Origin of the sequence: Streptomyces profundus, from assembly GCF_020740535.1 — a bacterium.
Lineage (GTDB): Bacteria > Actinomycetota > Actinomycetes > Streptomycetales > Streptomycetaceae > Streptomyces > Streptomyces profundus.
Genome location: NZ_CP082362.1, coordinates 3,093,704 through 3,119,423, shown reverse-complemented (window position 1 = coordinate 3,119,423; position 25,720 = coordinate 3,093,704). Strand labels below are relative to the sequence as shown.

The 25,720-nt window shown below is 72.6% G+C and carries 2 protein-coding genes; both read right to left on the bottom strand.

What is annotated here, in order from left to right; genetic code table 11:
* Positions 1-4 precede the first annotated feature (4 nt).
* Positions 5-11,221 (bottom strand): non-ribosomal peptide synthetase, encoded by an 11,217-nt coding sequence (locus K4G22_RS13580; RefSeq protein WP_265590227.1) that lies wholly within the window; start codon positions 11,219-11,221, stop codon positions 5-7.
* Positions 11,206-25,416: a non-ribosomal peptide synthase/polyketide synthase gene (locus K4G22_RS13575; RefSeq protein ID WP_265590226.1), complete on the bottom strand. Its 14,211-nt coding sequence runs from the start codon at positions 25,414-25,416 to the stop codon at positions 11,206-11,208. Before K4G22_RS13575 ends, K4G22_RS13580 begins: the two co-directional genes overlap by 16 nt.
* Between the last annotated feature and the right edge of the window lie 304 nt (positions 25,417-25,720).

Genomic DNA, 25,720 nt, shown 5'->3' with positions numbered 1-25,720 from the left:
TCTCCTACAGTCCGTTCAGCTCTGCTTCGAGGGCGTCGATCTCGTCCTGGTCAAGCGAGGACAGGGTCACGTCGGACGGGGTCAGCCCACCGGCCCCCGGGCCCTCGGCGTCCTTCACCAGCGCGGTCAGCGCGCGGAACCAGCTCTCCGCCAGCTCGGCGACGGCCGACTCGTCGAACAGGGCCGCCGGCCAGTGCCAGTTCGCGGTCAGCCGGGGGCCGTCCGCGTGCTGCTCGGTGAAGGCCGTGATCTCCAAGGCGTGCGCCACCGGCATCCCCGGGTCGTCGCCGCCGTAGGCGCCACCCTCGGGTGAGGGGGCCCAGTCGGCGATCTCGCCGGCCCCGCCGGCGTCGAAGCGGCCCAGGTAGTTGAACCCGATCGCGGGGCTCGACGTGGAGTCGAGATCGCGGGCGGTCTCCGGGTTGAGATACCGCAGCATCCCGTAGCCGACCCCGTTGTCCGGGATGGCCCGCAGCTGCTCCTTGACCCGCTTGAGCGCCTGCCCGGCGCCCGTCCCCTCGGCCCACAGCGCGTCGTCGGCGGCCCCCGGGTCGACATGGACCGGGTACATGCTGGTGAACCAGCCCACCGTGCGGGACAGGTCCACGCCGTCCAGGAACTCCTCGCGGCCGTGGCCCTCCAGGGCCAGCAGCAGACCGGTGGCGGTGCTGCCGGTGCGCCGCCGGCGCCAGTCGGCGACGGCCAGCCCCAGACCGGTCAGCAGCACGTCGTTGACCCGCGCGTTGAAGGCGGTCTGGACGCTGGTGAGCAGCGGCGACGTGGTCTCGGTCGGCAGGGTGAAGGTCAGCGTCCGCACCGTGTCGGCCACGTCCCGCTCCCGGTCCACCCGCTCGCTGGTGATCGGCGGGTTGGGGCTCTCCTGCCGCGCCCGCCAGGCCGCCGACTCGGCCGTCCTGGCCGGGTCCTTCGCCGCCTCGATCAGCCGCTCGGCCCACCGGCGCAGCGGGGTGCCGGCCGGTTCGAGCTCCGGCTGGCGGCCGGCGACGACCGCCTGCCAGACGCTCTTGATGTCGGAGCGCAGGATCTGCCAGGACACCGCGTCGACGGCCAGGTGGTGCACCGACAGCAGGATGCGGCCCCGCTGTGCCGAGCCGCCGTCGTACCAGACGACCTGGATCATCTTTCCGGCGTCGGGGTCGAGGCGCCGCCGGGCGGCCGGGCCCTCGACGTGCATGGTCGTCCCCCATGTCTCGGGGGCCGTTCCCGACAGGTCGACATGGCGGATCACCGCTTCGGCCGGCACGGTGCCGGGCGGGGCGATCTCAAGCGACCACTCCGCCTCGGTGCGCTTCAGCCGCATCCGCAGCGCGTCATGGTGGTCGACGAGCGTCCGCACGGTGGTGACCAGCTGCTCGTGGGTCATTCCGGCCGGCGCCTGGAGGATCATCGACTGGTTGAACTGGCCGATGGCTCCGCCGCGTTCGCGCAGCCAGTGGATGATCGGCGTGAGGGGCATCGGCCCCGTGCCCGCCGACTGGTCCTCCTGCTCCTGCTCCGCGACGGGCGTGGCGATCTCCGCCAGCTCGGCCGGCGTCCGGAACTGGAAGACGTCCTTCGGCGCGAAGACCAGCCCGTGGTCGCGGGCCCGGGAGACCAGTTGGAGCGAGGAGATGCTGTCGCCGCCGATGTCGAAGAAGCTGTCGTGCGCGTCGACCTCCGGCTGGCCGAGCAGCTCGGCGAACAGCCCCCGCAGGATGTCCTGCGCCGACCGCTCGGCCGGCTCCGCCGCCGCCGGCGTCTCGGCTCCTTCCGCGACTTCGGTGGTCTCAGCCGCTTCAGCCGCCTCGGGCGCTTCAGCCGTGGGCGTTTCGGGCGCTTCAGCCGTTTCGGGCGCCGGCGTTTCGGGCGCCGGCGTCTCCCGTGCCTGGTCGGGCGCGGGCAGCGCCCGGCGGTCCACCTTGCCGTTGCCGGTCAGCGGCAGCCGCTCCAGCGGGACCAGCCGGGCCGGCACCATGTACTCCGGCAGCCGTTCCGCCAACAGCCGCCGCAGCTCGGCCACATCCAGCCGGGCCCCGGCCTCGGCCGGCACCACATAGCCGACCAGCTGCTTGGGCGCCGGCGGCTCGTGCCGCACCACCGCGACCGCGTTGCCCACCGAGGGGGCGGCGAGCATCGCGTCCTCCACCTCGCCCAGCTCGATCCGGAAGCCGCGCAGCTTCACCTGGTCGTCGGTGCGGCCCAGGAAGACCAACTCGCCCGCCGCGGTCCAGCGCACCAGGTCACCCGTGCGGTACAGCCGTGCTCCCGCCGGCCCGTAGGGGTCGGCGACGAACCGCTCGGCGGTCACGCCCGGTTGGCGCACATAGCCGCGGGCCACGCCGTCGCCGCCGATGTACAGCTCGCCGGCGACGCCGATCGGCGCCGGACGCAGCCGCTCGTCGAGGACCAGCAGCCGCATCGAGTCCAGCGGCCGGCCGATCGGCAGCAGGGCCGGCACCGCCGCCGCGTCCCGCACCGGGTGGCTGGCGGCGAACGTGGTGGCCTCGGTCGGCCCGTAGCCGTTGGTCACCACCAGCCCCGGGCAGTGCTCAAGCACCCGGCGCACGGCGGCGGCCGGCACGGTGTCGCCTCCCGTCCACAGCTCCCGCAGGCCGGCGAAGCCGGCCGGCCGCTCCTCGGCGATCAGCCGGAACAGCCCGGCGGTCAGGAACATGCCGGTGATCCGCCGCTCGCCGAGCAGCGCGGCCAGCCGCGTCGGGTCCAGCGGACCGGCCGGCGCGACGGCCACCTCGCCGCCGCCCAGCAGCGGGGCCCACAACTCGTAGGTGCTGGCGTCGAAGGCGTGCGGCGCGTGCAGCAGCACCCGTTCGTGCCCCTCGGTCCAGCTCCGGTCGGCGGCGAACGCCAGGATGTCCCGATGGGTGACGGCGACGCCCTTGGGGCGGCCGGTCGAGCCCGACGTGTACATCACATAGGCAAGCTGCTCCGGGTAGATGGTGACGTCCAGCGGGTCGGGCGGCTGCTGGCCGATCGCGAAGTCCACGTCGACCAGGAGCGGTTCCACCCCGGCGGGCAGCTCGGGACGGGCCCCCATGCTGTCGGCCAGCAGGACCGACACCTCGTTCTCCAGGATGATGTCCCGCACCCGGGACGACGGGAAGCGCGGGTCGAGCGGCACATAGGCGGCGCCGGTCTTGAGCACCGCGAGCGAGGCGACCACCACGTGCACGGAGCGCTCCAGCAGCAGCGCGACCGAGGACCGCGGGCCGACGCCCCGCTCCACCAGCCGGCGGGCCAACTGGTTCGATCTGGCGTCCAGTTCGGCGTAGCTGAGCGAGACCCAGCCGGCGCTGACGGCGACCGCGTCCGGCACCCGCCTGACCTGCTCGGAGAACCGGTCGGGGACCGACGCGGCCAGCGGCTCGGTGTCCTGTTCGATCCCGCTGAACTCCCGCAGCAGCAGCCGCCGTTCGTCCTCCTCCAGCAGCTCGGCCGCCGACACCCGACGGTCGGGATCGGCCGCGAGGGCGGCCAGCAGCCGGGTCAGCCGGGTCGCCAGCCGGCGGGCGGTCTCCCGGTCGAACAGGTCGGTGCGGTACTGGAGCGCGCCGTCGATGCCGGCGGCCGAGCCGTCCTCGGCGCGCAGCTCCTCCAGGCCGAAGAGCAGGTCGAACTTGGCCACGTCGAGGCCGAGCGGCTCGCCCGACACCGCGACGCCCGGCAGTTCGAGCACCGCTTCGGCGTTGTTGTCCAGCGTCAACAGCGTCTGCACCAGGGGGTGACGGGCGAGGGACCGCTCCGGGTTGAGGTCCTCGACCAGCCGCTCGAAGGGGACGTCCTGGTGGGCGAACGCGCCCAGGTCGGTCTCCCTGACGCGGCCCAGCAGCTCACGGAACGTCGGGTCGCCCGAGACGTCGGTGCGCAGCACCAGCGTGTTGACGAAGAAGCCGACCAGGTCGTCGAGGGCGTCGTCGGTGCGGCCGGCGACGGCCGTGCCGACGGGGATGTCCTCGCCCGCGCCGCTGCGGGCCAGCAGCGTGGCGAGACCCGCCTGGAGCACCATGAAGAGGCTGACATCGGCCTCCCGCGCGATCTCCCGCAGCCGGGCGTGCAGTTCGGGCCCGACCCGCAGCGGCACGCTGTCGCCCTGGTGTCCCGCCTCGGCGGGCCTTGGGCGGTCGGTGGGCAGGGGCAGTTCGGCGGGGAGGTCGGCGAGGGTGTTCCGCCAGTAGTCGAGTTGCCGGGAGATGGGGCTCTCCTGGTCGTTCTCGTCGCCCAGCCAGTGGCGTTGCCAGATGGCGTAGTCGGCGTACTGGACGGGCAGCGGCTCCCAGCTCGGGGCCCGTCCTTCGAGCCGTGCGGTGTAGGCGGTGGACAGGTCGCGGGCCAGGGGCACCAGGGACCAGCCGTCGCCGACGATGTGGTGCAGCACGACCAGCAGCACATGGTCCTGCTCGCCGCAGGTGAAGACCCGGGCCCGCAGGGGGAGTTGGCTGGTGAGCTCGAAGCCCTCGCCGGCCGCGTCGCCGAGCGCGTCGCGGAGCCGGTCCGCCGGGTAGCCGGTGGCGTCCACCACGGTCAACTCCGGTGCCCGGTCCGTGCGGACGACCTGATGGCCGCGCCCACCGGTGTCGGGGAAGACCGTCCGCAGGCTCTCGTGCCGCCCGGTCACGTCGTCCAGCGCGGCGCGCAGCGCCTCGATGTCCAGCGTGCCGGTCAGCCGCAGCGTCATCGGCAGGTTGTAGGTGGGGCTCGGGCCCTCGAACCGGTTGAGGAACCACAGCCGTTGCTGCGCGTAGGACAGCGGCACCCTCTCCGGCCGCTCCTGCCGGGTCAGCGCCGGACGCGCCGCCCCGGCCGGGGAGTCGGCCAGCAGTTCGGCCAGCCCGGCGACCGTCGGGGTCTCGAAGACGGCGCGCAGCGACAGCTCCACGCCGAGCACCGAACGGACCCGGCTGATCAGCCGGGTGGCCAGCAGCGAGTGGCCGCCCAGCACGAAGAAGCTGTCGTCGATGCCGATCCCGGACTCGGCCGGCACCCCCAACACCTCGGCGAACAGCGCGCACAGCCGCTCCTCGCGCGCGGTGCGCGGCGCCCGCCGGCTCACCGCCCCCCGCTCGGGCGCCGGGAGCGCCCGCCGGTCGAGCTTCCCGTTGGGCGTCAACGGGAGCTCCGGCAGCGGCACGAAGACCGCCGGCACCATGTAGTCCGGCAGTTCGGCGGCGACCTGGGCGCGCAGCTCCGCCTCTCCTGGCAGCTCCCCGCCGTCGGCCGGCACCACATAGGCCACCAACTGGCGGGCCGTACCCTCCCGATCCTCCTGATCCTCCCGGTCCCGCCTGGCCAGCACGGCGGCGGCCGACACCGCCGGAAGTCGGGAGAGCACCGACTCGATCTCGCCCGGCTCGATCCGGAAGCCCCGCACCTTCGTCTGGCCGTCGGCGCGGCCCAGGTACTCGATCCGTCCGTCCGCCCGCCGCCTGGCCAGGTCGCCGGTGCGGTACATCCGCTGGCCGCCGCCGGCGAAGGGATCGGCCAGGAAACGGTCGGCGGTCAGCCCCGCCCGGTTCAGATAGCCGCGCGCCAGGCAGTCGCCGGCCGCGTACAGCTCGCCGACGACGCCGACGGGGACCGGCTCAAGCCGGTTGTCCAGCAGGTAGATCCGGGTGTTCCACACCGGCCGCCCGATGGGCGCGGTGGCCGGCCAGAGCGAACGGTCCCCTGGCAGCTCCTCGGCGGTGATCACATGGGTCTCGGTCGGCCCGTAGTGGTTGAACAGCCGCCGGTCGGGGGCGGCGGCGTGGAACCCGTCGATGTTCCGGCTCAGCACCAGGGCCTCACCGGCCTGCACCACGGCGGTCAGCGCCGGAAGCGCCAGGTCCTGCTCGACGGCGGCCTCCGCCACCGCGTCCACCACGATCCGCGGCGCGTACAGCTCGTTGACCCGCTGCTCGTCCAGCCAGCGGGCGAACGCCGCCGCGTCCCGCCTGATCTCCTGGTCGGGGACCACCAGCGTCTTGCCCGAGGTCAGCGCGGAGAGCACCTCCTGGGCGGAGACATCGAAGCTGAGCGCGGTGAACTGGGCGACCCGGGCGGGTCCGGACGCGGTGGTGCGTCCGATCGCCGACTCGTGCCAGGACAGCAGGTTCAGCATGGCCCTGGCCGGCATCACCACGCCCTTGGGGCGGCCGGTCGAGCCCGAGGTGTAGATGACATACACCGGCGAGTCGGGGGTGAGCCGGCCGGTGCGCCGTGCGTCCGTGGGGTCGGTGACCGGCTGCCGCGCCAACTGGTCGAGGGCGTAGCCCGTGTCCAGCTCCAGGTGCGGGACGGCGGCCGTGCCGGGGCGTGGCCGCCAGGTCGCGGAGTCGGTCAGCGTCAGTGCCGGCGCCGCGTCGGACAGCATGAAGGCCACCCGCTCCGCCGGGTAGTCGGGGTCGATCGGCAGATAGGCGGCGCCCGCCTTGAGGACGGCCAGCAGGGAGACGAGCTGGTCGGCCGAGCGCGGCAGCAGGATGCCCACCACCGACTCGGGGCCGACGCCCTGGCCGATCAGCAGATGCGCCAACCGGTTGGCGCGCTCGTTCAACTCGGCGTAGCTGAGCGTGGTGTCGCCGACCGCGACGGCCGTGGTGTCGGGGGTCTCCCGGACCCGCGCGGCGAACAGCTCGGGGATGCTGGTCGCCGGCACGGGGCGGGCGGTGTCGTTCTCCCGCACCAGCAACTGGTGCCGCTCCACCGGGTCCATGATCTCCAGCGAGCCGAGGGCGCGCCTCGGGTCGGCCGCCGCCGAGGCCAGCAGCCGGACGAACCGCTCGGCCAGCCGCGCGACGCTCTCCCGGTCGAACAGGTCGGTGCTGAAGTCGATGCTGCCCTCCAGGCCGTCGGGGGCGCCGTCGGGGCCGCGCCGCTCGGCGAGCTGGAAGAACAGGTCGAACTTGGCGACCGAGCCGCCCAGCGGATGGCTCTGGGCCCGCAGCCCCGGCAGCGCCACGGTGGCCGTCGGGTTGTTCTGGAGGGTCAGCATCGTCTGGAAGAGCGGGTGGCGGGCGAGGGACCGCTCCGGGTTGAGGTCCTCGACCAGCCGCTCGAAGGGGATGTCCTGGTGGGCGTAGGCGCCCAGGTTGGTCTCCCTGACGCGGCCCAGCAGCTCGCGGAACGTCGGGTTGCCCGAGACGTCGGTACGCAGCACCAGCGTGTTGAGGAAGAACCCGACCAGGTCGTCGAGGGCGTCGTCGGTGCGGCCCGCGATCGGGGTGCCGACGGGGATGTCGTCGCCGGCGCCGCTGCGGGCCAGCAGCGCGGCGAGCCCGGCCTGGAGCACCATGAACAGGCTCGACTGCCCGGCCCTGGCCAACTTCAGCAGCCTGGCGTGCAGTTCGGGCTCAAGGCGCAGCGGCACGCTGTCCCCGCGGTGGCTGGCCAGCCGGGGCCTTGGCCGGTCGGTGGGCAGGGGCAGTTCGGCGGGGAGGTCGGCGAGGGTGTTCCGCCAGTAGTCGAGTTGCCGGGAGATGGGGCTCTCCTGGTCGTTCTCGTCGCCCAGCCAGTGGCGTTGCCAGATGGCGTAGTCGGCGTACTGGACGGGGAGTGGCTGCCAGTCGGGGGCGTGTCCTTCGAGCCGTGCGGTGTAGGCGGTGGACAGGTCGCGGGCCAGGGGCACCAGGGACCAGCCGTCGCCGACGATGTGGTGCAGCACGACGAGCAGCACATGGTCCTGCTCGCCCCGGGTGAAGACCCGGGCCCGCACCGGCAGTTCGGCCGTCAGGTCGAAGCCCCGGCAGGTCTCCTCGTACAGCGCCCGGTCGAACTCCGTCTCGGACAGGTCCGTGGTGTCCACGGCGTCCAGCGCGGCGGGCCCACTGCTTCGTTCGCGCGGCGCCTGGTACGGCTCGCCCTCGTCGTCGGGGAAGACCGTCCGCAGGCTCTCGTGCCGGTCCAACACGTGCTCCAGCGCGGCGCGCAGCGCCTCGACGTCCAGCGTGCCGGTGAGCCGCAGCGCCATCGGGATGTTGTACGTCGGGCTCGGGCCCTCGAACCGGTTGAGGAACCACAGCCGTTGCTGCGCGAAGGAGAGCGGCACCCTCGCCGGCCGCTCCTGCTCGGTCAGCGCCGGACGGGTCCCCTCGGCGTCGGCCAGCCGGGGCGCCAGGGCGGCCACCGTCGGAGACTCGAAGAGCACCCGCATCGGCAGCTCGACCCCGAACACGGCGCGCACCCGGGCGATCAGCCGGGTGGCGATCAGCGAGTGACCGCCCAGCTCGAAGAAGCCGTCGTCGATGCCGATCAGGGGGACCCCGAGCAGCTCGGAGAAGAGCGAGCAGAGGATCTCCTCCTGCGGCGACCTGGGCGCACGGGCCGTGCCGACGCCCGCGACCTGCGGCTCGGGCAGGGCCTTGCGGTCCAACTTGCCGTTGGGGGTGGTCGGCAGGGCGTCGAGCGGCACATAGACCGCCGGCACCATATGGGTGGGCAGCGAGGCCGTCAGATGCTCCCGCAGCACGGCGGGCGGCGGCACCGTGCCACCAGGCTCCGGCACCGGATAGGCCACCAGCTGCCGGGCGTCGTCATCCCCGTGGACCACCACCACGGCCTGGGCGATGTCCGGGTGCGAGGTCAGCGCGGCGGAGATCTCGCCCAGCTCGATCCGCACGCCCCTGACCTTCACCTGCTCGTCGGCGCGGCCGATGAACTCCAACTGGCCGTCGGGGCGCCAGCGCACCACGTCCCCGGTGCGGTACATCCGCCGGCCCGGGCCGCCGAAGGGGTCGGCGACGAACCGCTCGGCACTCAGCCCGGGACGCCCCAGATAGCCGCGCGCCAGCGCGGCGCCGGAGACATACAGCTCGCCCGGCACCCCGGGCAGCACCTGCTGGAGCGCGTCGTTCAGCACATAGAGCCGCACGCTGTCCACCGGGCCGCCGATGGGCGGCAGCCCCGGGCCCGACAGCGGGGCGCTCATCGACGCGCAGACCGTCGTCTCGGTCGGCCCGTAGGCGTTGACCATGCGTCGGCCCGAGGCCCAACGCCCCGCCAGCTCCTCGGAGATCGCCTCGCCGGCGACCACCAGGCTCCGCACCGAGGGGAGTTCCCTGGGCGGCAGCAGCGCCAGCGTGGAGGGGGTGATGGTGGCGTGGGTGACCTCGTGTTCGGCGATCAGCCGCACCAGCGGCTGGCCGGCCGCCAGCCGCGCCGCCGGCGCCAGCACGGCGGTCGCGCCGGTGAGCAGCGCCATGCACAGCTCCCAGAACGCGGCGTCGAAGCTCGGCGACGCCAGTTGGAGCACCCGGCTGCCAGGGCCGGCCTCCAGGCGCCGCCTGTGGGTCTCGGCGAGGGTTGCGGCGCCCGCGTGCGAGACCACGACGCCCTTGGGGCGCCCCGTCGAGCCCGAGGTGTAGATGACATACGCCGGGCTGGCCGAGGTGAGCGGCCCGCCCCGGTCGTCGGCGACCGGGTTGCGCTCCGGGCGGCCCATGATCTCGGCGGCCGTCGCCGGCTCGTCGAGCACGATCCGCGGGACGCCGTCCTCGTCCACCGGCAGCCCGGCGCCGCCGGCCACCGTCGTCACCAGCGCCGAGGGGCGGGAGTCCGTCAGCAGATAGGAGATGCGGTCCGCCGGGTAGTCGGTGTCGACCGGCACATAGGCCGCGCCCGACTTCAGCACCGCCAGGATGGCCACCACCAGCTCGGGCGACCTCGGCAGCGCCAGCGCCACCCGGCTCTCCGGGCCGGCGCCGGCCGCGATCAGCTGGTGCGCCAGCCGGTTGGCCCGCCGGTTCAGCTCCGCGTAGCCGAGCTCGGTGCCCTCGTAGGCCACCGCCGGCGCGTCCGGCTGCCGCTGCGCGAGCCGCTCGAACAGCTGCGGGATGACCTGGCCCCGGTGGTCGGGGAGTTCCCCGGTGCCCCGCGCCAGCAGCTCCACCCGCTCCAGCGGCGTGGTGACGTCCACCCGGGCCAGCGGCTGGTCCGGGTGCTCGGCGAAGGCGCGCAGCACGGCCAGCACCCGCTCGCCGACGCGCTCCACCTCCTCCCGCGCGAACAGGTCGGGCCGGAAACCGAACCGCATCCGGAAGGAATCGCCCGGCAGCCCGGCGATGCTCAGCGGGTAGTGGTTGGCGTCGGTGCCCTCGGCGCCGACCAGCCGGACGTCGCCCCGGGGCGCCTCGAAGTCGTCGGCCTCCACCGGGTAGTTCTCGGTGACCGTCAGCGTGTCGAACAACTGCCCGCCGCCGGTGAGCCGTTGGATGTCCGGCAGGCTCAGGTGCTGGTGCGGGATCAGCGACGCCTGCGAGCCCTGCAACGCGGCCATCATCGCGGCCAGCGGCTGCTCGGGGCGGATCACGACCCGCACCGGCAGGGTGTTGATGAAGAGCCCCACCATGGTCTCGGCGCCGGGCAGCTCCGCCGGACGGCCGGAGACCGTGGAGCCGAACACCACGTCGTCCCGCCCGGTCAGCCGGGAGAGCACCAGCGCCCAACTGCCCTGGAAGACGCTGTTCAACGTCAGGTCGTGGCGGCGGGCCGCCTCGGTGATCCGCCGGGTCAGCTCCTCCGGCACGGTCACCGTCAGCTCCTCCGGCACCGTCCCCGACTCGTCGTCCTCGGGCACGTCGGCCAGCAGCGTCGGCCCGGCCACGCCGTCGAGCGCCGCCCGCCAGGCGGCCTCGGCCGCCGGCCGGTCCCGCGCGGCCAGCCACCGCAGGTAGTCGCGGTACGGGGTGACCCGGGGCAGCCGGGACTCGTCGCCGTGGTGCCGGTACAGCTCGAACAGGTCCCCCATCATCACGCCCGTCGACCAGCCGTCGAGCAGGATGTGATGGCAGGTCACCACCAGGTGGTGACGCTCGGCCTCCCGCTTGACCAGCAGGAACCGCAGCAGCGGCCCGGACTCCAGATCGAACGGCTCGTCCGCCTCCCGCTCCCGCACCTCGGCGAGGGCGGCCTCCCAGAGCTCGGGCGCCCGGTCGCTGAGATCCACCTCCCGGTAGGGCGGCTTGAGCTCCCTGGGAATGACCTGGACCGGCTTGCTCAGCCGCTCGAAGCGGAAACCGGCCCGCAGGTTGGCGTGCCGCTTGAACAGGGCCCCGACCGCGGTGCGCAGCCGCTCGCCGTCCAGCGGACCGGCGAGCTCCAGGGCGACCTGCGCGACATAGACGTCCAGCGACTGCTCCTGGTAGAGCGCGTGGAAGAGCAGGCCCTCCTGCAACGGTGCCATCGGGAGGACATCTTCGAATCCCGGCTGAGCGGTCACTGCAATCTCCATTCGTCTTCCAGCTGGTCGATCTCGTCCTGGTCCAGCTCCACCAGGGGGAGGTCCGAGGGCGTGTATCCGCCGGAGCCCTCGGTTTCCGCGTGGGCCCGCAGGGCCTTCAGGGCCTCGAACCAGCCCTGCGCCAGCTCACGGACCTCGGATTCGTCAAGCAGCGCCTTGGGCCAGGACCAGGTGGCCACCAGCTCGGGACCGTGCGGCCGGTCCACGGTCAGCGCGTTCAGTTCCACGGTGTAGGGCGTGCCGAGCTCCGGGTCGTGCCCGGCCGGCAGCTCGGCACGTTCGGCGGCCATCTCCCAGTCCGCGCCGCCGGCCGCCGACTCGGGCGCCCGCACCCGGCCCAGGTAGTTGAAGCCGATCCGGGGCGTGGCGGCGGCGGCCAGCGCGGGTCCCGCCTCGGCGGAGAGATGGCGCAGCAGGCCGTAGCCGATGCCGTGGTCCGGCACCCGCAGCTGCTCCTTGACCCGCTTCACCACCCGGCCGGCGATCGGTCCGCCGCCCCACAGCTCGCCCCAGTCCACCGGGCCCGGGTCCACCCGCACGGGGTGCAGGCTGGTGAACCAGCCCACGGTGCGGCTGAGGTCGAGCCCCGGCACGATCTCCTGGCGGCCGTGCCCCTCCAGGCCGATGAGCACCGGACCGGTCGGCTGGCCGCGCCGGCGCAGCCAGTTGGTGACCGTCAGCGCCATCGCCGTCAGCAGCAGATCGTTGACGCCGGCGTGGAACGCGGTCGGCACCCGGGCGAGCAGCGGCTCGGTGTCGGCGACCGGCAGGCTCAGGGTGATCTCCTGGACCGTGCCCAGCACATCGCGCCCCGGGTCGGGCGGATCGGCGAGCACGGCGCCCGCGTCGGCCAACACCTCCTGCCAGTAGGGCAGTTCGGCCAGCCGCTCGGGGCGGGCCGCGTCCTCGACCAGCAGCCGCGACCAGCGCCTGAAGGAGGCGCCGACCGGCGCCAACCCGGGCGCCCGACCGTCCACCAGCGCCTCGTACGCCTGCCGCAGGTCCGGCAGCAGCACCCGCCAGGAGACCCCGTCGATCACCAGGTGGTGGGCGACCAGCAGCAGCCGGCCGACCCGGTCGGCACCGGCGTCGAACCAGACCGCCTGGAGCATCAGGCCGCTGACGGGCGACAGCCGCCGCCTGGCCGCCTCGGCGTGCTCGACCAGCACCTCGGTCAGCCGCTCGTCCGGGACCTCGGTGATGTCCACCCGTCGCAGCAGCGGCAGTTCCGGCACCTCGTCGACGCCCGGCACGGTCAGCCGCCAGTCCTCGGCGCCCAGCCGCAGCCGCAGCGCGTCATGCCGCTCAAGCACCGCGCGCAGGGCACCCGAGAGCGCCTCCTGCCGCAGCCCGGCCGGCGCCCGCAGCAGCTGCGACTGGCTGAACCCGTCGATGCCGCCGCCGCGTTCCCGCAGCCAGCGCATGACCGGGGTGGCCGCCAGCTCGCCCGTCGGCACATCGGGCTCGGTGGGCCCGGCCGCCTCCAGCGGCGCCGCCACGGCGGCGAGCCCGGCGGCCGTCTTGTGCTCGAAGACATCCTTGGCGCTGATCACCAGGCCGGCCTTGCGGGCCGCCGCCACCACCTGGATGGAGACGATGCTGTCCCCGCCCAGCTCGAAGAAGCTGTCGTGCACACCGACCGAGGGCAGCCCGAGCACCTCCTGGAAGATCCGGCAGAGCGTCGCCTCGGTCTCGTCCCCCGGTGCCCGGAACTCGGCGCGGGTCCGCACCTCGGGGGCCGGCAGCGCCCGGCGGTCGAGCTTCCCGTTGGGGGTCAGCGGCAGCGCCTCAAGCACCATGAGGGACTGCGGCACCATGTAGTCCGGCAGCCGGGCGGCGAGCCGGGCGCGCACCTCGTCCAGGTCGGGGGCGGCCTCCTGCTCGGCGACCAGATAGCCGGCCAACCGCCGGATGCCCGGGGTGTCCTCGCGGACCACCACGGCGCAGTGCGCCACCCCGGGGGCGGCGGCCAGCGCGCTCTCGATCTCGCCCAACTCCACCCGCAGGCCCCGGATCTTCACCTGGCCGTCGACCCGGCCGAGGAACTCCATCGCGCCGTCGGGGCGCCACCGCGCCAGGTCACCCGTCCGGTACATGCGGGTGCCCGCCGGGCCGTGGGGGTCGGCGACGAAACGCTCCGCCGTCAACGCCGGTCTGTTCAGATAGCCGCGGGCCAACTGCGCCCCGGTGAGGTACAGCTCGCCGGGGACACCCGGCGGCACCGGACGCAGCCCGTCGTCCAGCACATAGAGCCCCGTGTTCCACACCGGCCGGCCGATCGGCACCGTCGCCGCGTCCGGCTCCGCGCGGCACTCCCAGGCGGTGACGTCGACCGCCGCCTCGGTCGGGCCGTAGAGGTTGTGCAGCCGGGTGCCGGCGGTGGCGAACAGCTCCAGGAACCGGTTCTGCGCCGCCACCGGCAGCGCCTCCCCGCTACAGAACACCTGCCGCAGCGAGGCACATCCGGCGGCGGCCGGCTCGGCCAGGAACGGCTGGAGCATGGACGGCACGAAGTGGGCCGTGGTGATGCCCTGTGTACGGATCAGCTCGGCCAGATAGCCCGGGTCCCGGTGCCCACCGGGCCGCGCCACCACCAGCGTCGCGCCCTCGATCAGCGGCCAGAAGAACTCCCAGACCGAGACGTCGAAGCCGGAAGGCGTCTTCTGGAGCACCCGGTCGTCCTCGGTCAGCGGGTAGGCCGACTGCATCCAGGCCAGCCGGTTGACGATGCCGCTGTGCGGCACCGCCACGCCCTTGGGGCGGCCGGTCGAGCCCGAGGTGTAGATCAGATACGCCGGGTGGGCCGGTTCTGTGCCCGCCACATCCGGCAGGTTGCCCTTCGGGCAGCCGGCCAGCCGCTCCGTCAGCCCGGGGGCGTCCAACACCAGGACCTCCCGGTCCCGCAGCGCCTCGGCCGGCAGCGCGCCCACCGTCTCCTCCGTGGTCACCAGCGCCAACGCGCCCGCGTCGCCCAGCAGATAGGAGATCCGCTCCTCCGGGTAGTCCGGGTCGACCGGCACATAGGCGGCCCCGGACTTCAGCACGGCCAACAGCGCCACGATCAGCTCGACCGACCTGGGCACGGCCAGCGCCACATGGCGCTCGGGGCCCGCGCCATAGCCACGCAGCAGCCACGCCAGCCGGTTGGCCCGCTCGTTCAGCTCCGCGTAGGTCAGCTCGGTGCCCTCGAAGACCACCGCGGTGGCGTCCGGGCAGCGGCGCACCCGCTCCTCGACACGCTCCGCCAGGGTCGTGGACGGCACCGGGTGCTCGGTGGCGTTCCAGCCGGTCAGCACCTGGTGGCGCTCCGCCGGCTCCATCAGCTCCAGCTCGTCGACGGGCCGCTCAGGGTCGGCCACGGCGGTCGCCAGCAGCCGGGCCGCGCGCTCGGTCATCCGCCGCGCGGTGGCCTCGTCGAACAGGTCGGTGGCGTAGTGGAGTCGGCCCAGCACGCCCTGCTCGGCGCCGTCCTCGGAGGGGCGCTCGGCGAAGACGAAGTGCAGGTCGAACTTGACGGCGGCGCTGTCGGTCAGCAGCCGTTCCGTGGTGAGCCCCGGCAGCTCGGGGGCGTCCGCCAGCTCGCTCTGGAAGGTCAGCATCGTCTGGAACAGCGGGTGGCGGGCGAGGGACCGCTCCGGGCTCAGGGCGTCCACCAGGTATTCGAAGGGGATGTCCTGGTGGGCGTAGGCGCCGAGGTTGGTCTCGCGTACCCGGCCGAGGAGTTCGCGGAAGCTGGGGCTGCCCGAGACGTCGGTGCGGAGCACCAGCGTGTTGACGAAGAGACCGACCAGGTTCTCGGTGGCCTCGTCGTTCCGTCCGGCGACCACGGTCCCGATGGGGATGTCCGTGCCGGCGCCCAGCCGGGACAGGGTGGCGGTGACGGCCGCCTGGAGCACCATGAACAGGCTGGTGCCGGTCTCCCTGGCCAGCTGGTTCAGGGCGCGGTGCGTCGCCACGTCGAGGTTCAGGTCGACATGCCGGCCGCGATAGCTGGCCGCCGGTGGGCGGGGGTGGTCGGTGGGGAGGGGGAGTTCGGTGGGGGTGTTGTTGAGGGTGGTTTGCCAGTAGGTGAGTTGGTTGGTGATGAGGCTGTTGGGGTCGTTGGTGTTTCCGAGGAGTTGGTGTTGCCAGAGGGTGTAGTCGGCGTATTGGACGGGGAGGGGGTGCCAGTTGGGTGGGTTGCCTTGGTGGCGGGTGGTGTAGGCGGTGGTGAGGTCGTTGAGGAGGGGGGTGGTGGACCAGCCGTCGGAGGCGATGTGGTGGATGACGAGGAGGAGGATGTGGTCGGTGGGGGTGAGGGTGAGGAGGGTGGCGTGGATGGGGAGGTCGGTGGCGAGGTTGAAGGTGTGGGTTGTGGTGTGGGTGAGGTGGTGGGGTAGTTGGTCGGGGGTGGTGTGGGTGTGGTTGAGGGTGAGGTGGGTTGTTGTGGGGTGGTGGATGTGTTGGTGGGGGATGCCGTTGGTGTCGGGGTAGGTGGTGCGGAGGGTTTCGTGGCGGGTGATGAGGTCGTTGAGGGCTTGTTCGAGGGTGTGGGGGTTGATGGGTCCGGTGAGTCGGAGGGCTTCGCCGGTGTTGTAGTTGGGGTTGGGGCCTTCGAGTTGGTTGAGGAACCAGAGGCGTTGTTGGGCGTGGGAGAGGGGGAGGGGGTTGGGTCGGGGTTGTGGGGTGAGGGGGGTGCGGGTGCTGGTGTCGGTGAGGGTGGTGGTGAGGGTGGCGATGGTGGGGTGGTGGAAGAGGTCTCTGAGGGTGATGTCGGTGGTGAGGGTGGTGCGGATGCGGCTGATGAGGCGGGTGGCGAGGAGGGAGTGGCCGCCGAGGTGGAAGAAGTTGTCGTCGATGCCGACTTGGGGGAGGTCGAGGATTTCGGCGAAGAGTGCGGCGAGGGTTTCTTCTTGGGGGGTGCGGGGGGCGCGGTAGTCGCTCTCGCTGGTGGTGGGGGGTGTGGGCAGCGCTCGTTGGTCGATCTTGCCGTTGGTGGTCAACGGCAGTTCGTCGAGGTGGACGAACGCGGTGGGGACCATGTAGTCGGGGAGGGCGGTGGCCAGTTGCTGGCGGATGTCCTCGGTGGTGGGGGGCGTGGCCGGGTCCTCGGGGACGAGGTAGGCGACGAGGCGTTGGTGTCCTGGGTTGTCCTCGCGGACGAGGGCGGTGGCCTGGCCGACGCCGTCGAGGCGGGTCAACGCGGCGGTGATCTCGCCCAACTCGATGCGGAAGCCGCGGAGTTTGACCTGGTCGTCGGTGCGGCCCAGATACTCAAGGCTTCCGTCGTGGTGTCGGCGGGCGAGGTCTCCGGTGCGGTACATGCGTTCGCCCGCTGGCCCGAACGGATCGGCCACGAAGCGGTCGGCCGTCAGCCCGGGGCGGTTGAGGTAGCCGGTGGCGAGTTGGTGTCCGGCGAGGTAGAGCTCGCCCGGGGTGCCGGGGGGTGTGGGGCGGAGCAGGTGGTCCAGGATGTAGGCGCGGGTGCCGATGGTCGGATGTCCCAGCCTCGGCGCCGGCTGCTCGGCGACCGGGCAGACAAAGGTCTCGACGGTGGCCTCGGTCGGGCCGTAGCCGTTGTAGGCGGCCGTGTCGGGGGCGGCGGCCCGCAGTTTGTCCCAGAGGGCCTGGCCCGGTGCCTCGCCGCCGACGATCACGGTGCGCGGCCGGTGTTCGGGGTCGCTGAGCAGCCCCTCCGCGATCAGCAGTTCGGCGATGCTCGGCGTGATGTCGAGCATGTCGATGCGCTGGTCGGCCACATAGCGGGCCAGGGCGGCCGGATCGTGTCGGGTGTCGTCGTCGATGAGGTGGAGGGTGTGGCCGTCCAGTTGCCAGGTGATGGCGTCCCAGAAGGTGTCGAAGGTGAGGGAGGCGGTGAGGGCGGCGTGGACGTGGACGGTGTCCCGGTCCTCCTGCGGGGTCAGCGTCTCGCGGTGGTCGTGGAAGAACGCCGCGAGGTTGTGGTGGGTGACGATGACGCCTTTGGGGAGGCCGGTGGAGCCTGAGGTGTAGAGGAGGTAGGCGGGTTGGTGGGGGTGGTGGTGGGTGGTGGGGTTGGTGGTGGGGAGGGAGGTGAGGATGCGTTGGAGGTGGGGGTCGTCGAGGGTGATGTGGGTGGTGGTTGGGGGGGTGGGGAGGTGGGTGGTGTGGTGGGTGGTGGTGATGAGGTGGGTGGGTTGGGCGTCGTTGAGGATGTGGGTGAGGCGTTGGGTGGGGCCTTGGGGGTCGATGGGGTGGTAGGTGGCGCCGGTTTTGAGGGTGGCCCAGAGGGCGATGAGGGCTTGTTCGGTGCGGGGGAGTGCGGTGGTGATGAGGGTGTCGGGCTGGGCGCCGTGGGCGGTGAGGTAGTGGGCGAGTTGGTTGGCTCGGTGGTTGAGTTCCTGGAAGGTGAGGTGGGTGTTCTGGTAGGTGAGGGCGGTGCGGTGGGGGCGTTGGGTGGCTTGGGTTTCGAGGAGTTGGGTGGCGGTGGGGTGGGGGGTGTTCGGCTGGTCGGTGTGGGTGGTGAGGAGTTGTTCGTGTTCGTCGGGGGTGAGGGTGGTGAGGCGGTGCAGGGTGGTGTCCGGGTCGCGGGTGACCTGGTCCAGCAGCAGGTGGAGACGCTCCGCGAGCCGCTCCACCGTTCCCCGCTCGAACAGATCGGTGCTGAACTCCACCACCAGCTCGATGCCGTCCTGGTGCTCCGTGCCCTGGCCGCGCTCGCTGTAGGAGAACGCCAGATCCACCTTGTTCGCGGTCAGCTCGATGGGCTGCGGGCGGGCCTCGATGCCCGGTATCCGCAGCTCGGCCTTGGCCACCGAGCTTGCGGTCAGCATCGTCTGGAAGAGCGGGTGGCGGGCGAGGGACCGCTCCGGGTTGAGGTCCTCCACCAGGTATTCGAAGGGGATGTCCTGGTGGGCGTAGGCGCCGAGGTTGGTCTCGCGTACCCGGCCGAGGAGTTCGCGGAAGCTGGGGTTCCCCGAGACGTCGGTGCGCAGCACCAGCGTGTTGACGAAGAGACCGACCAGGTTCTCGGTGGCCTCGTCGTTCCGTCCGGCGACCGCCGTGCCGATCGGGATGTCCGTGCCGGCGCCAACCGCCGAGAGCAGCGCCGCGACACCGGCCTGCATCACCATGAAGAGACTCGTACCGCTCTCCTGCGCCAGGGCGTCGAGCCTGCCGTGCAGCTCGGCCGGCCACTCCCGGAACAGCACATCGCCCTCGTTGCTCGCGACCGGTGGGCGGGGGTGGTCGGTGGGGAGGGGGAGTTCGGTGGGGGTGTTGTTGAGGGTGGTTTGCCAGTAGGTGAGTTGGTTGGTGATGAGGCTGTTGGGGTCGTTGGTGTTTCCGAGGAGTTGGTGTTGCCAGAGGGTGTAGTCGGCGTATTGGACGGGGAGGGGGTGCCAGTTGGGTGGGTTGCCTTGGTGGCGGGTGGTGTAGGCGGTGGTGAGGTCGTTGAGGAGGGGGATGGTGGACCAGCCGTCGGAGGCGATGTGGTGGATGACGAGGAGGAGGATGTGGTCGGTGGGGGTGAGGGTGAGGAGGGTGGCGTGGATGGGGAGGTCGGTGGCGAGGTTGAAGGTGTGGGTTGTGGTGTGGGTGAGGTGGTGGGGTAGTTGGTCGGGGGTGGTGTGGGTGTGGTTGAGGGTGAGGTGGGTTGTTGTGGGGTGGTGGATGTGTTGGTGGGGGATGCCGTTGGTGTCGGGGTAGGTGGTGCGGAGGGTTTCGTGGCGGGTGATGAGGTCGTTGAGGGCTTGTTCGAGGGTGTGGGGGTTGATGGGTCCGGTGAGTCGGAGGGCTTCGCCGGTGTTGTAGTTGGGGTTGGGGCCTTCGAGTTGGTTGAGGAACCAGAGGCGTTGTTGGGCGTGGGAGAGGGGGAGGGGGTTGGGTCGGGGTTGTGGGGTGAGGGGGGTGCGGGTGCTGGTGTCGGTGAGGGTGGTGGTGAGGGTGGCGATGGTGGGGTGGTGGAAGAGGTCTCTGAGGGTGATGTCGGTGGTGAGGGTGGTGCGGATGCGGCTGATGAGGCGGGTGGCGAGGAGGGAGTGGCCGCCGAGGTGGAAGAAGTTGTCGTCGATGCCGACTTGGGGGAGGTCGAGGATTTCGGCGAAGAGTGCGGCGAGGGTTTCTTCTTGGGGGGTGCGGGGGGCGCGGTAGTCGCTCTCGCTGGTGGTGGGGGGTGTGGGCAGCGCTCGTTGGTCGATCTTGCCGTTGGTGGTCAACGGCAGTTCGTCGAGGCGGATGAAGGCGGTGGGGACCATGTAGTCGGGGAGGGCGGTGGCCAGTTGCTGGCGGATGTCCTCGGTGGTGGGGGGCGTGGCCGGGTCCTCGGGGACGAGGTAGGCGACGAGGCGCTGTTGTCCCGGCGTGTCCTCACGGACCAGGGCGGTGGCCTGGCCCACACCGTCGAGACGGGTCAACGCGGCCGTGATCTCGCCCAACTCGATGCGGAAGCCGCGGAGTTTGACCTGGTCGTCGGTGCGGCCCAGATACTCAAGGCTTCCGTCGCGGCGCCAGCGCGCGAGGTCACCACTGCGGTACATCCGTTCGCCCGCTGGCCCGAACGGATCGGCCACGAAGCGGTCGGCCGTCAGCCCGGGGCGGTTGAGATAGCCACGGGCCAGCCCCTCGCCGGCCAGATACAGCTCGCCGGCCACCCCGGGGGGCAGCGGCTGGAGCGCGGCGTCCAGCACATAGAGCCTGGCGTTGCCCTGCGGACGGCCGATGGGCACCGGGCCCGCGTCAAGCTCGGTTCCCGGCTCGATCCGGAACTCCGCGCAGTTGACCGTCGCCTCGGTCGGCCCGTAGACGTTCCGCACCGTCACATCCGGGTGCCGGCGGCGCCAGTCGCGCAGCGCCTCGCCCAGCAACCGCTCGCCGCCGAGCAGCAGTTCACCGGTCGGTGAGAACGCGTCCGGCAGCGTCTCCAGCAGCGGCAGATGGCTCGGGGTGCCCTTGAGGAAGGTGCATGGCCGCCCGCTCAGCTCGCCGAGCACCGCCGGGTCCTCCGCCAGCGGCGCGAGGACCACCGCGCCACCCGAGGTCAGCGTCGTGTACAGCGCGGTCACGGTGAGGTCGAAGGCGATGGAGGAGTGGACCAGGGAGGTGCCGCGCGCGCTGGGGTGGTTCCGGCCGGTCCAGGTGAGGTAGTCGACGACCGAGCGGTGCTCGACCACGACGCCCTTGGGGCGGCCGGTCGAGCCAGAGGTGTAGATGACATAGGCCGGGTGCGAGCGGTGCGGCGGCGCGGTGCGGTCGGCGTCGGTGAGGTCGTCCGAGGCGAACCCGGCGGCGGCCTCGACCGCCTCCCTGGCCGGCATCCGGCGCCCGCCCCCCGCGTCCGCCGGGTCCGCGGTCAGCACCAGGGCGGCCCGGGAGTCCGCCAGGAGGTAGGCGATCCGGTCGGCCGGGTAGTCCGGGTCGATCGGCAGATAGGCCGCGCCGGACTTGAGCACGGCGAGCAGTGAGACCAGCAGTTCGGGGGAGCGGGGCAGGATCAGTGCCACCAGGTCGCCGGCGCCGATCCCCCGGTCCGCCAGATACCGGGCCAGCCGGTTCGCCCGGGCGTTCAACTCGCGGTAGTCGAGGCTCTCGTCCGGGTCGATCAGGGCCGTCCGCTCCGGGGCGGCGGCGACCTGTGCCTCGAACAGCTCGGGCAGGGTGCGCCCGGGCACGGCCAGTTCGGGTCCGAAGCCGTGCCGCAGCACCCGCTGCCGTTCCTCGGCGGGCAGCACCGGGTGCCGGCCCACCCGCTGCCCCGGGTCGGCGGTGGCGGCCCGTAGGAAGCCGGTCAGCCAACGCGTGATGGCCCGCACCGTGTCCGGCTCGTAGAGGTCGGCGCTGTAGCGGACGGTGCCCGCCAGGCCGGCGGCTCCGCCCGTCTCGTCGAACCGCTCGGTGAACTCGAAGGCCAGGTCGAACTTGCTGCTGCGGACCTCGACCGGCAGCTCCTCGACGGTCAGGCCGGCCATGCCCAGCTCGGCGGCCGGGTCGTTCTGAACGCTGAGCAGCACCTGGAAGAGCGGGTTGCGGGCCGCCGAACGCTCCGGGTTGAGGGCCTCGACCAGCCGCTCGAAGGGGACGTCCTGATGGGCGTAGGCGCCCAGGTTGGTCTCCCGGACCCGGCCGACCAGCTCGCCGAAGGTGGGGTCGCCCGAGACATCGGTGCGCAGCACCAGCGTGTTGACGAAGAAGCCGATCAGGTCGTCCAGGACGTCCTCGGAACGGCCGGCCGTCGGGGTGCCGATGGGGATGTCGTCGCCGGCGCCGAGCCGGGAGAGCAGCGCGGCGAGACCGGCCTGGAGCACCATGAACAGGCTGGCGCCCTGGCCGCGGGCCAACGCGGCGAGCGCGCCGTGCAGTTCCCCGTCCAGGTGGAAGCCGACGGTGCCGCCGGTGGTCAGCGCCGCCGGTCGGACCCGGTCGGCGGGGAGGGTGATCTCCTGCGGCAGCCCGTCTAGGGTGCGGGTCCAGTAGTCGAGTTGGCGGCTGAGCGGGCTGTCCGCCGCCGACTCGTCGCCCAGCGCGGCGCGCTGCCAGAGCGCGAAGTCCGCGTACCGCACCGGCAGTTCCGGCCAGTCGGGGGCGTCGCCGGCGAGCCGGGCGCCATAGGCGCTGGCCAGGTCGCGGGCGAGCGGGGCCAACGAGAGGCCGTCGGCGGCGATGTGGTGCATCGCCAGCAGCAGCACATGCTGGTCCTCGGCCAGGGTGAACAGCTCGACGCGCAGCGGCGGTTCGACGGACAGGTCGAAGCCGCGGGCCGCCGCCCCGGTCAGCCGGGCGGGCAGCGTCTCCTCGTCCGCCTCAATCTGACGGACCGTCACTACCGACGGGTCGAGCACGTGCTGCCAGGGCTCCCCCTCGGTGTCGGGGAAGACCGTGCGCAGGGTCTCGTGGCGGGTGACCACATCCCGCACCGCCGCGCGCAGCGCCGCGTGGTCCATCCCGCCGGAGAGCCGCACCGCGTAGGGGATGTTGTAGTCGGCGCTGCCCGGCTCCAGCCGGTTGAGGAACCACAGCCGCCACTGCGGGAAGGACAGCGGGGGCCGCTCCGGGCGCGGCTCGGCGCGGCGGATCGCCGCCCCCCGGCGCTCCGTCGGGGTCAGCAGCGGGGCGAGCGCCGCCGGGGTCGGCGCCTCGAAGAGCGACCGGATGGACAGCTCCACGCCCAGGGCCGAACGCAGCTTGGAGGTCAGCCGGTTGGCGAGCAGGGAGTGGCCGCCCAGGTCGAAGAAGCTGTCGTCGACGCCGACCTGGGAGACGCCGAGCACCTCGGCGAACAGCCCGCAGACGATCTCCTCCTGGGGCGTGCGCGGGGCCCGGAAGGCGGTGCCCGAGCTGACCTCGGGGGCCGGCAGCGCCCGGCGGTCCAGCTTGCCGTTGGGGGTGAGCGGCAGCTCGGCCAGGACGACGAACGCGGAGGGGACCATGTACTCCGGCAGCGCGGCGGCCAGCCGGTCGTGCAGCTCGGCGGTGGCGGGCGGCGCGTCGTCGCGCTCCGGCACCAGATAGGCCACCAGCCGCTGGTCTCCCGGGGAGTCCTCGCGGACCAGCACCTCGGCGTCGGCGACGCCCGGCGCGGCGGTCAACGCGGCGGTGATCTCGCCGAGTTCGATGCGGAAGCCGCGGATCTTCACCTGGTCGTCGGCGCGTCCCAGATACTCCAGGGTGCCGTCCCCTGTCCACCGCCCCAGGTCGCCGGTGCGGTACATCCGGGTGCCGGGGGCGCCGAACGGGTCGGCGACGAAGCGTTCCCCGGTGAGCGCCGGCCGGTTGAGGTAGCCGTGCGCCAGGCCGGCGCCCGCCACATAGAGTTCGGCGACGATCCCGGGCGGCACCGGGCGCAGCGCCGCGTCCAGGGCGTAGATCCGCAGGTCGGGGATGCCCCGGCCGATCAGGCTGCCGCCGCCGGCGGCGGCCTCCGGGGTCACCGGCAGATAGCTGACATGCACCGTGGTCTCGGTGATGCCGTACATGTTGACCAGCTGGGGGGCGTCCCCCCGGTGCCGCTCGTACCAGGGGGCCAGCCGGCCGGGGTCGAGGGCCTCGCCGCCGAAGACCACGGTGCGCAGGGCGAGTTCGCCGGCCCCGGGGTCGGTCGCCGCCTCGGCGTCCGCCTGGATCAGCTGGTAGAAGGCGGACGGAGTCTGGTTGAGCACGGTGACCCGCTCGGTGGCCAGCAGCCGCCGGAACTCGCGCGGTGAGCGGGAGACGTCGAAGGGCACCACCACGAGACGGCCGCCGTGCAGCAGCGGCCCCCACAGCTCCCAGACGGAGAAGTCGAACGCGGCGGAGTGGAAGAGGGTCCACACGTCGTCGGGGCCGAAGCCGAACCACGGGTCGGTCGCCCGGAAGAGCCGGACCACGTTGCGGTGCGGGACGAGGACGCCCTTGGGGCGGCCGGTCGAGCCCGAGGTGTAGATGACATAGGCGGGGTGGTCGGGGGTGAGCGGCGCCGGCCGGTCGTCGTCCGTCACGTTCCGCGTCGGGAGGCCGGCCAGCCGGCCGGTGACCACCGGGGCGTCGAGCACCAGCCGTGGCCCGGGGGCCAGCTCGGTGCCGAAGTCGGTGGTGGTCAGGGTCAGTCTGGGGCGGGCGTCGTCCAGCATGAACGCGATCCGCTCGGCCGGGTAGGCCGCGTCCACCGGCACATAGGTGGCGCCGGACTTCACCACGGCCAGCAGGGCGATCACCAGGTCGAGCGATCGGGGGACGGCCACGGCGACGAACTGTCCGGGGCCCGCGCCCTCGGCGATCAGCAGCCGGGCGAGCTGGTTGGCGCGGTCGTTCAGCTCCCGGTAGCTGATCCCGGTGCCGTCCCAGCTGACGGCGGTGGCCGTCGGCCGCTCGGCGGCCTGCCGCTCCACCAGCGGCGGCAGGGTGGTCGGCGGCCCGGGGACGGCGTCGCCGTTCCACTCGGTCAGGACGCGGTGGCGCTCCTCGGCGCCGGTGAGCGGGAGCGCGGCCAGCGGCTGCTCGGGGCGGGCGTCCGCCAGGCTCCGGATCAGCCCCGTCAACCGGGCGGTGTGGGCGGCCAGTTCCTCGGCGGTGTAGAGCAGCGGGCTGGCGGTCACGTCGTACCGCGCCGCGCCGCCGCTGACCCGGGTGTCGACGACCACCATCAGGTCGTCGTCCTGCCCGCCGGCGAGGGGGCGCACCGTGCCGACGCAGTCGCCGAAGGCGAGCGCGCCGTCGGCCAGGATGATGTTGAGCCGGGGGCCGGCGATCCGGCGGCCCGTGCCGCCCTGGTCCAGCAGGCGCCGCAGGTCCTCGAAGCGGTACCGCTGGTGGCGCAGGCACGCCCGCATCTGCCGCGCGGCCTGCTTCAGCAGGTCGGCGACGGTGGCGCCGGGGTGGACCGTCAGCGGCACCGGCACCATGTTGGAGACCATGCCGGGGACGAGGCGCGGCCCGCGCTGGGGCCGGGCGGCCACCGACATGCCCAGGGTCACCTCCTGCTGCCCGGTCGCGGCGTGCAGATAGACGGCCTGGGCGGCGAAGAAGGCGGCCGGCCAGGGCACCCCGACCTCGCGGCTGAGGTCCCGCAGCCGCTCCATCAGCTCTCCCGGCAGCAGCTCCTCGGCGCGCAGCATGGTGTCGGGTATCCGCTGCGGGTCGGCGCCGAGCCCTGGCGCGGCGGGGCGCTCGCTCATCAGCTCGCGCCAGAACTCCTCGTCCTCGTCCCGCTTGGCCGAGGCGCGGTACTCCTCGTCGTCGGCAACGAGTTCGGCGAGCGTGCCGGCCGGCGGCTCCGGCACCGGCTTCCCGGCGGCCAGGGCGGAGTAGACCTCCGCCACCCGGCGGACCACGAGCCCGCCGCCGGCGCCGTCCAGCGCGATGTGGTGGAACCTGCTGTACCAGGAGAAGCGGTCGTCGGCGAGTCGGAAGAGGGCGAAGGTGTGGGGGCGGTCCTTCGTCAGATCGGTGGGGCGGCGCAGGTCGGCCTCGATCCAGGCGTCCATCTCGGCCTGGGGGGCGTCGGCCGAGCGCAGGTCGAGGAGTTCGGGTCCTGAGTCGGCCTCGGCCAGGACCAGTTGGTAGGGGCCGTCCTCGTCGCTGGCGAAGCGGAGCCGCATCGCCGCGGTCTCGGCGGTGACGTGCTCCAGCGCGGCGGTGAAGAGCTCGATGTCGAACGGACCCTGAATATCAATGCGCTCGGCAAGACTGAATACCGAGCTGTCCGGGTACATCTGCTGCGCGAACCAGATTCCCCTCTGGCCGTCTGTCAGGGCCAACCGGGAAGCCGACTGATTCAACATTGCGTAACTTCACCCCACACGCTGACTATTGAAAAGAAAGTGGCGCCGGAAAGCCCCCAACGGGCCACCCTACGGGCGGGTGTTGGCGGGGGCTATCCCAGTGGGAAAACTTCGATGTGCGCGGAGAAACCCCAGGCCGGGGCGTACTATTCGAGGGGTTCACTCTTGATGCCGGGGAACTCCAGGTTCCCGCTTTGGCTTCTTAGAGCTTGTCTCATGTGGTGGGTTTCTGTGCGCTTCTCGCGGCCGGTGGGCGCCGAAGCGGGACCGGGGAGGGCCG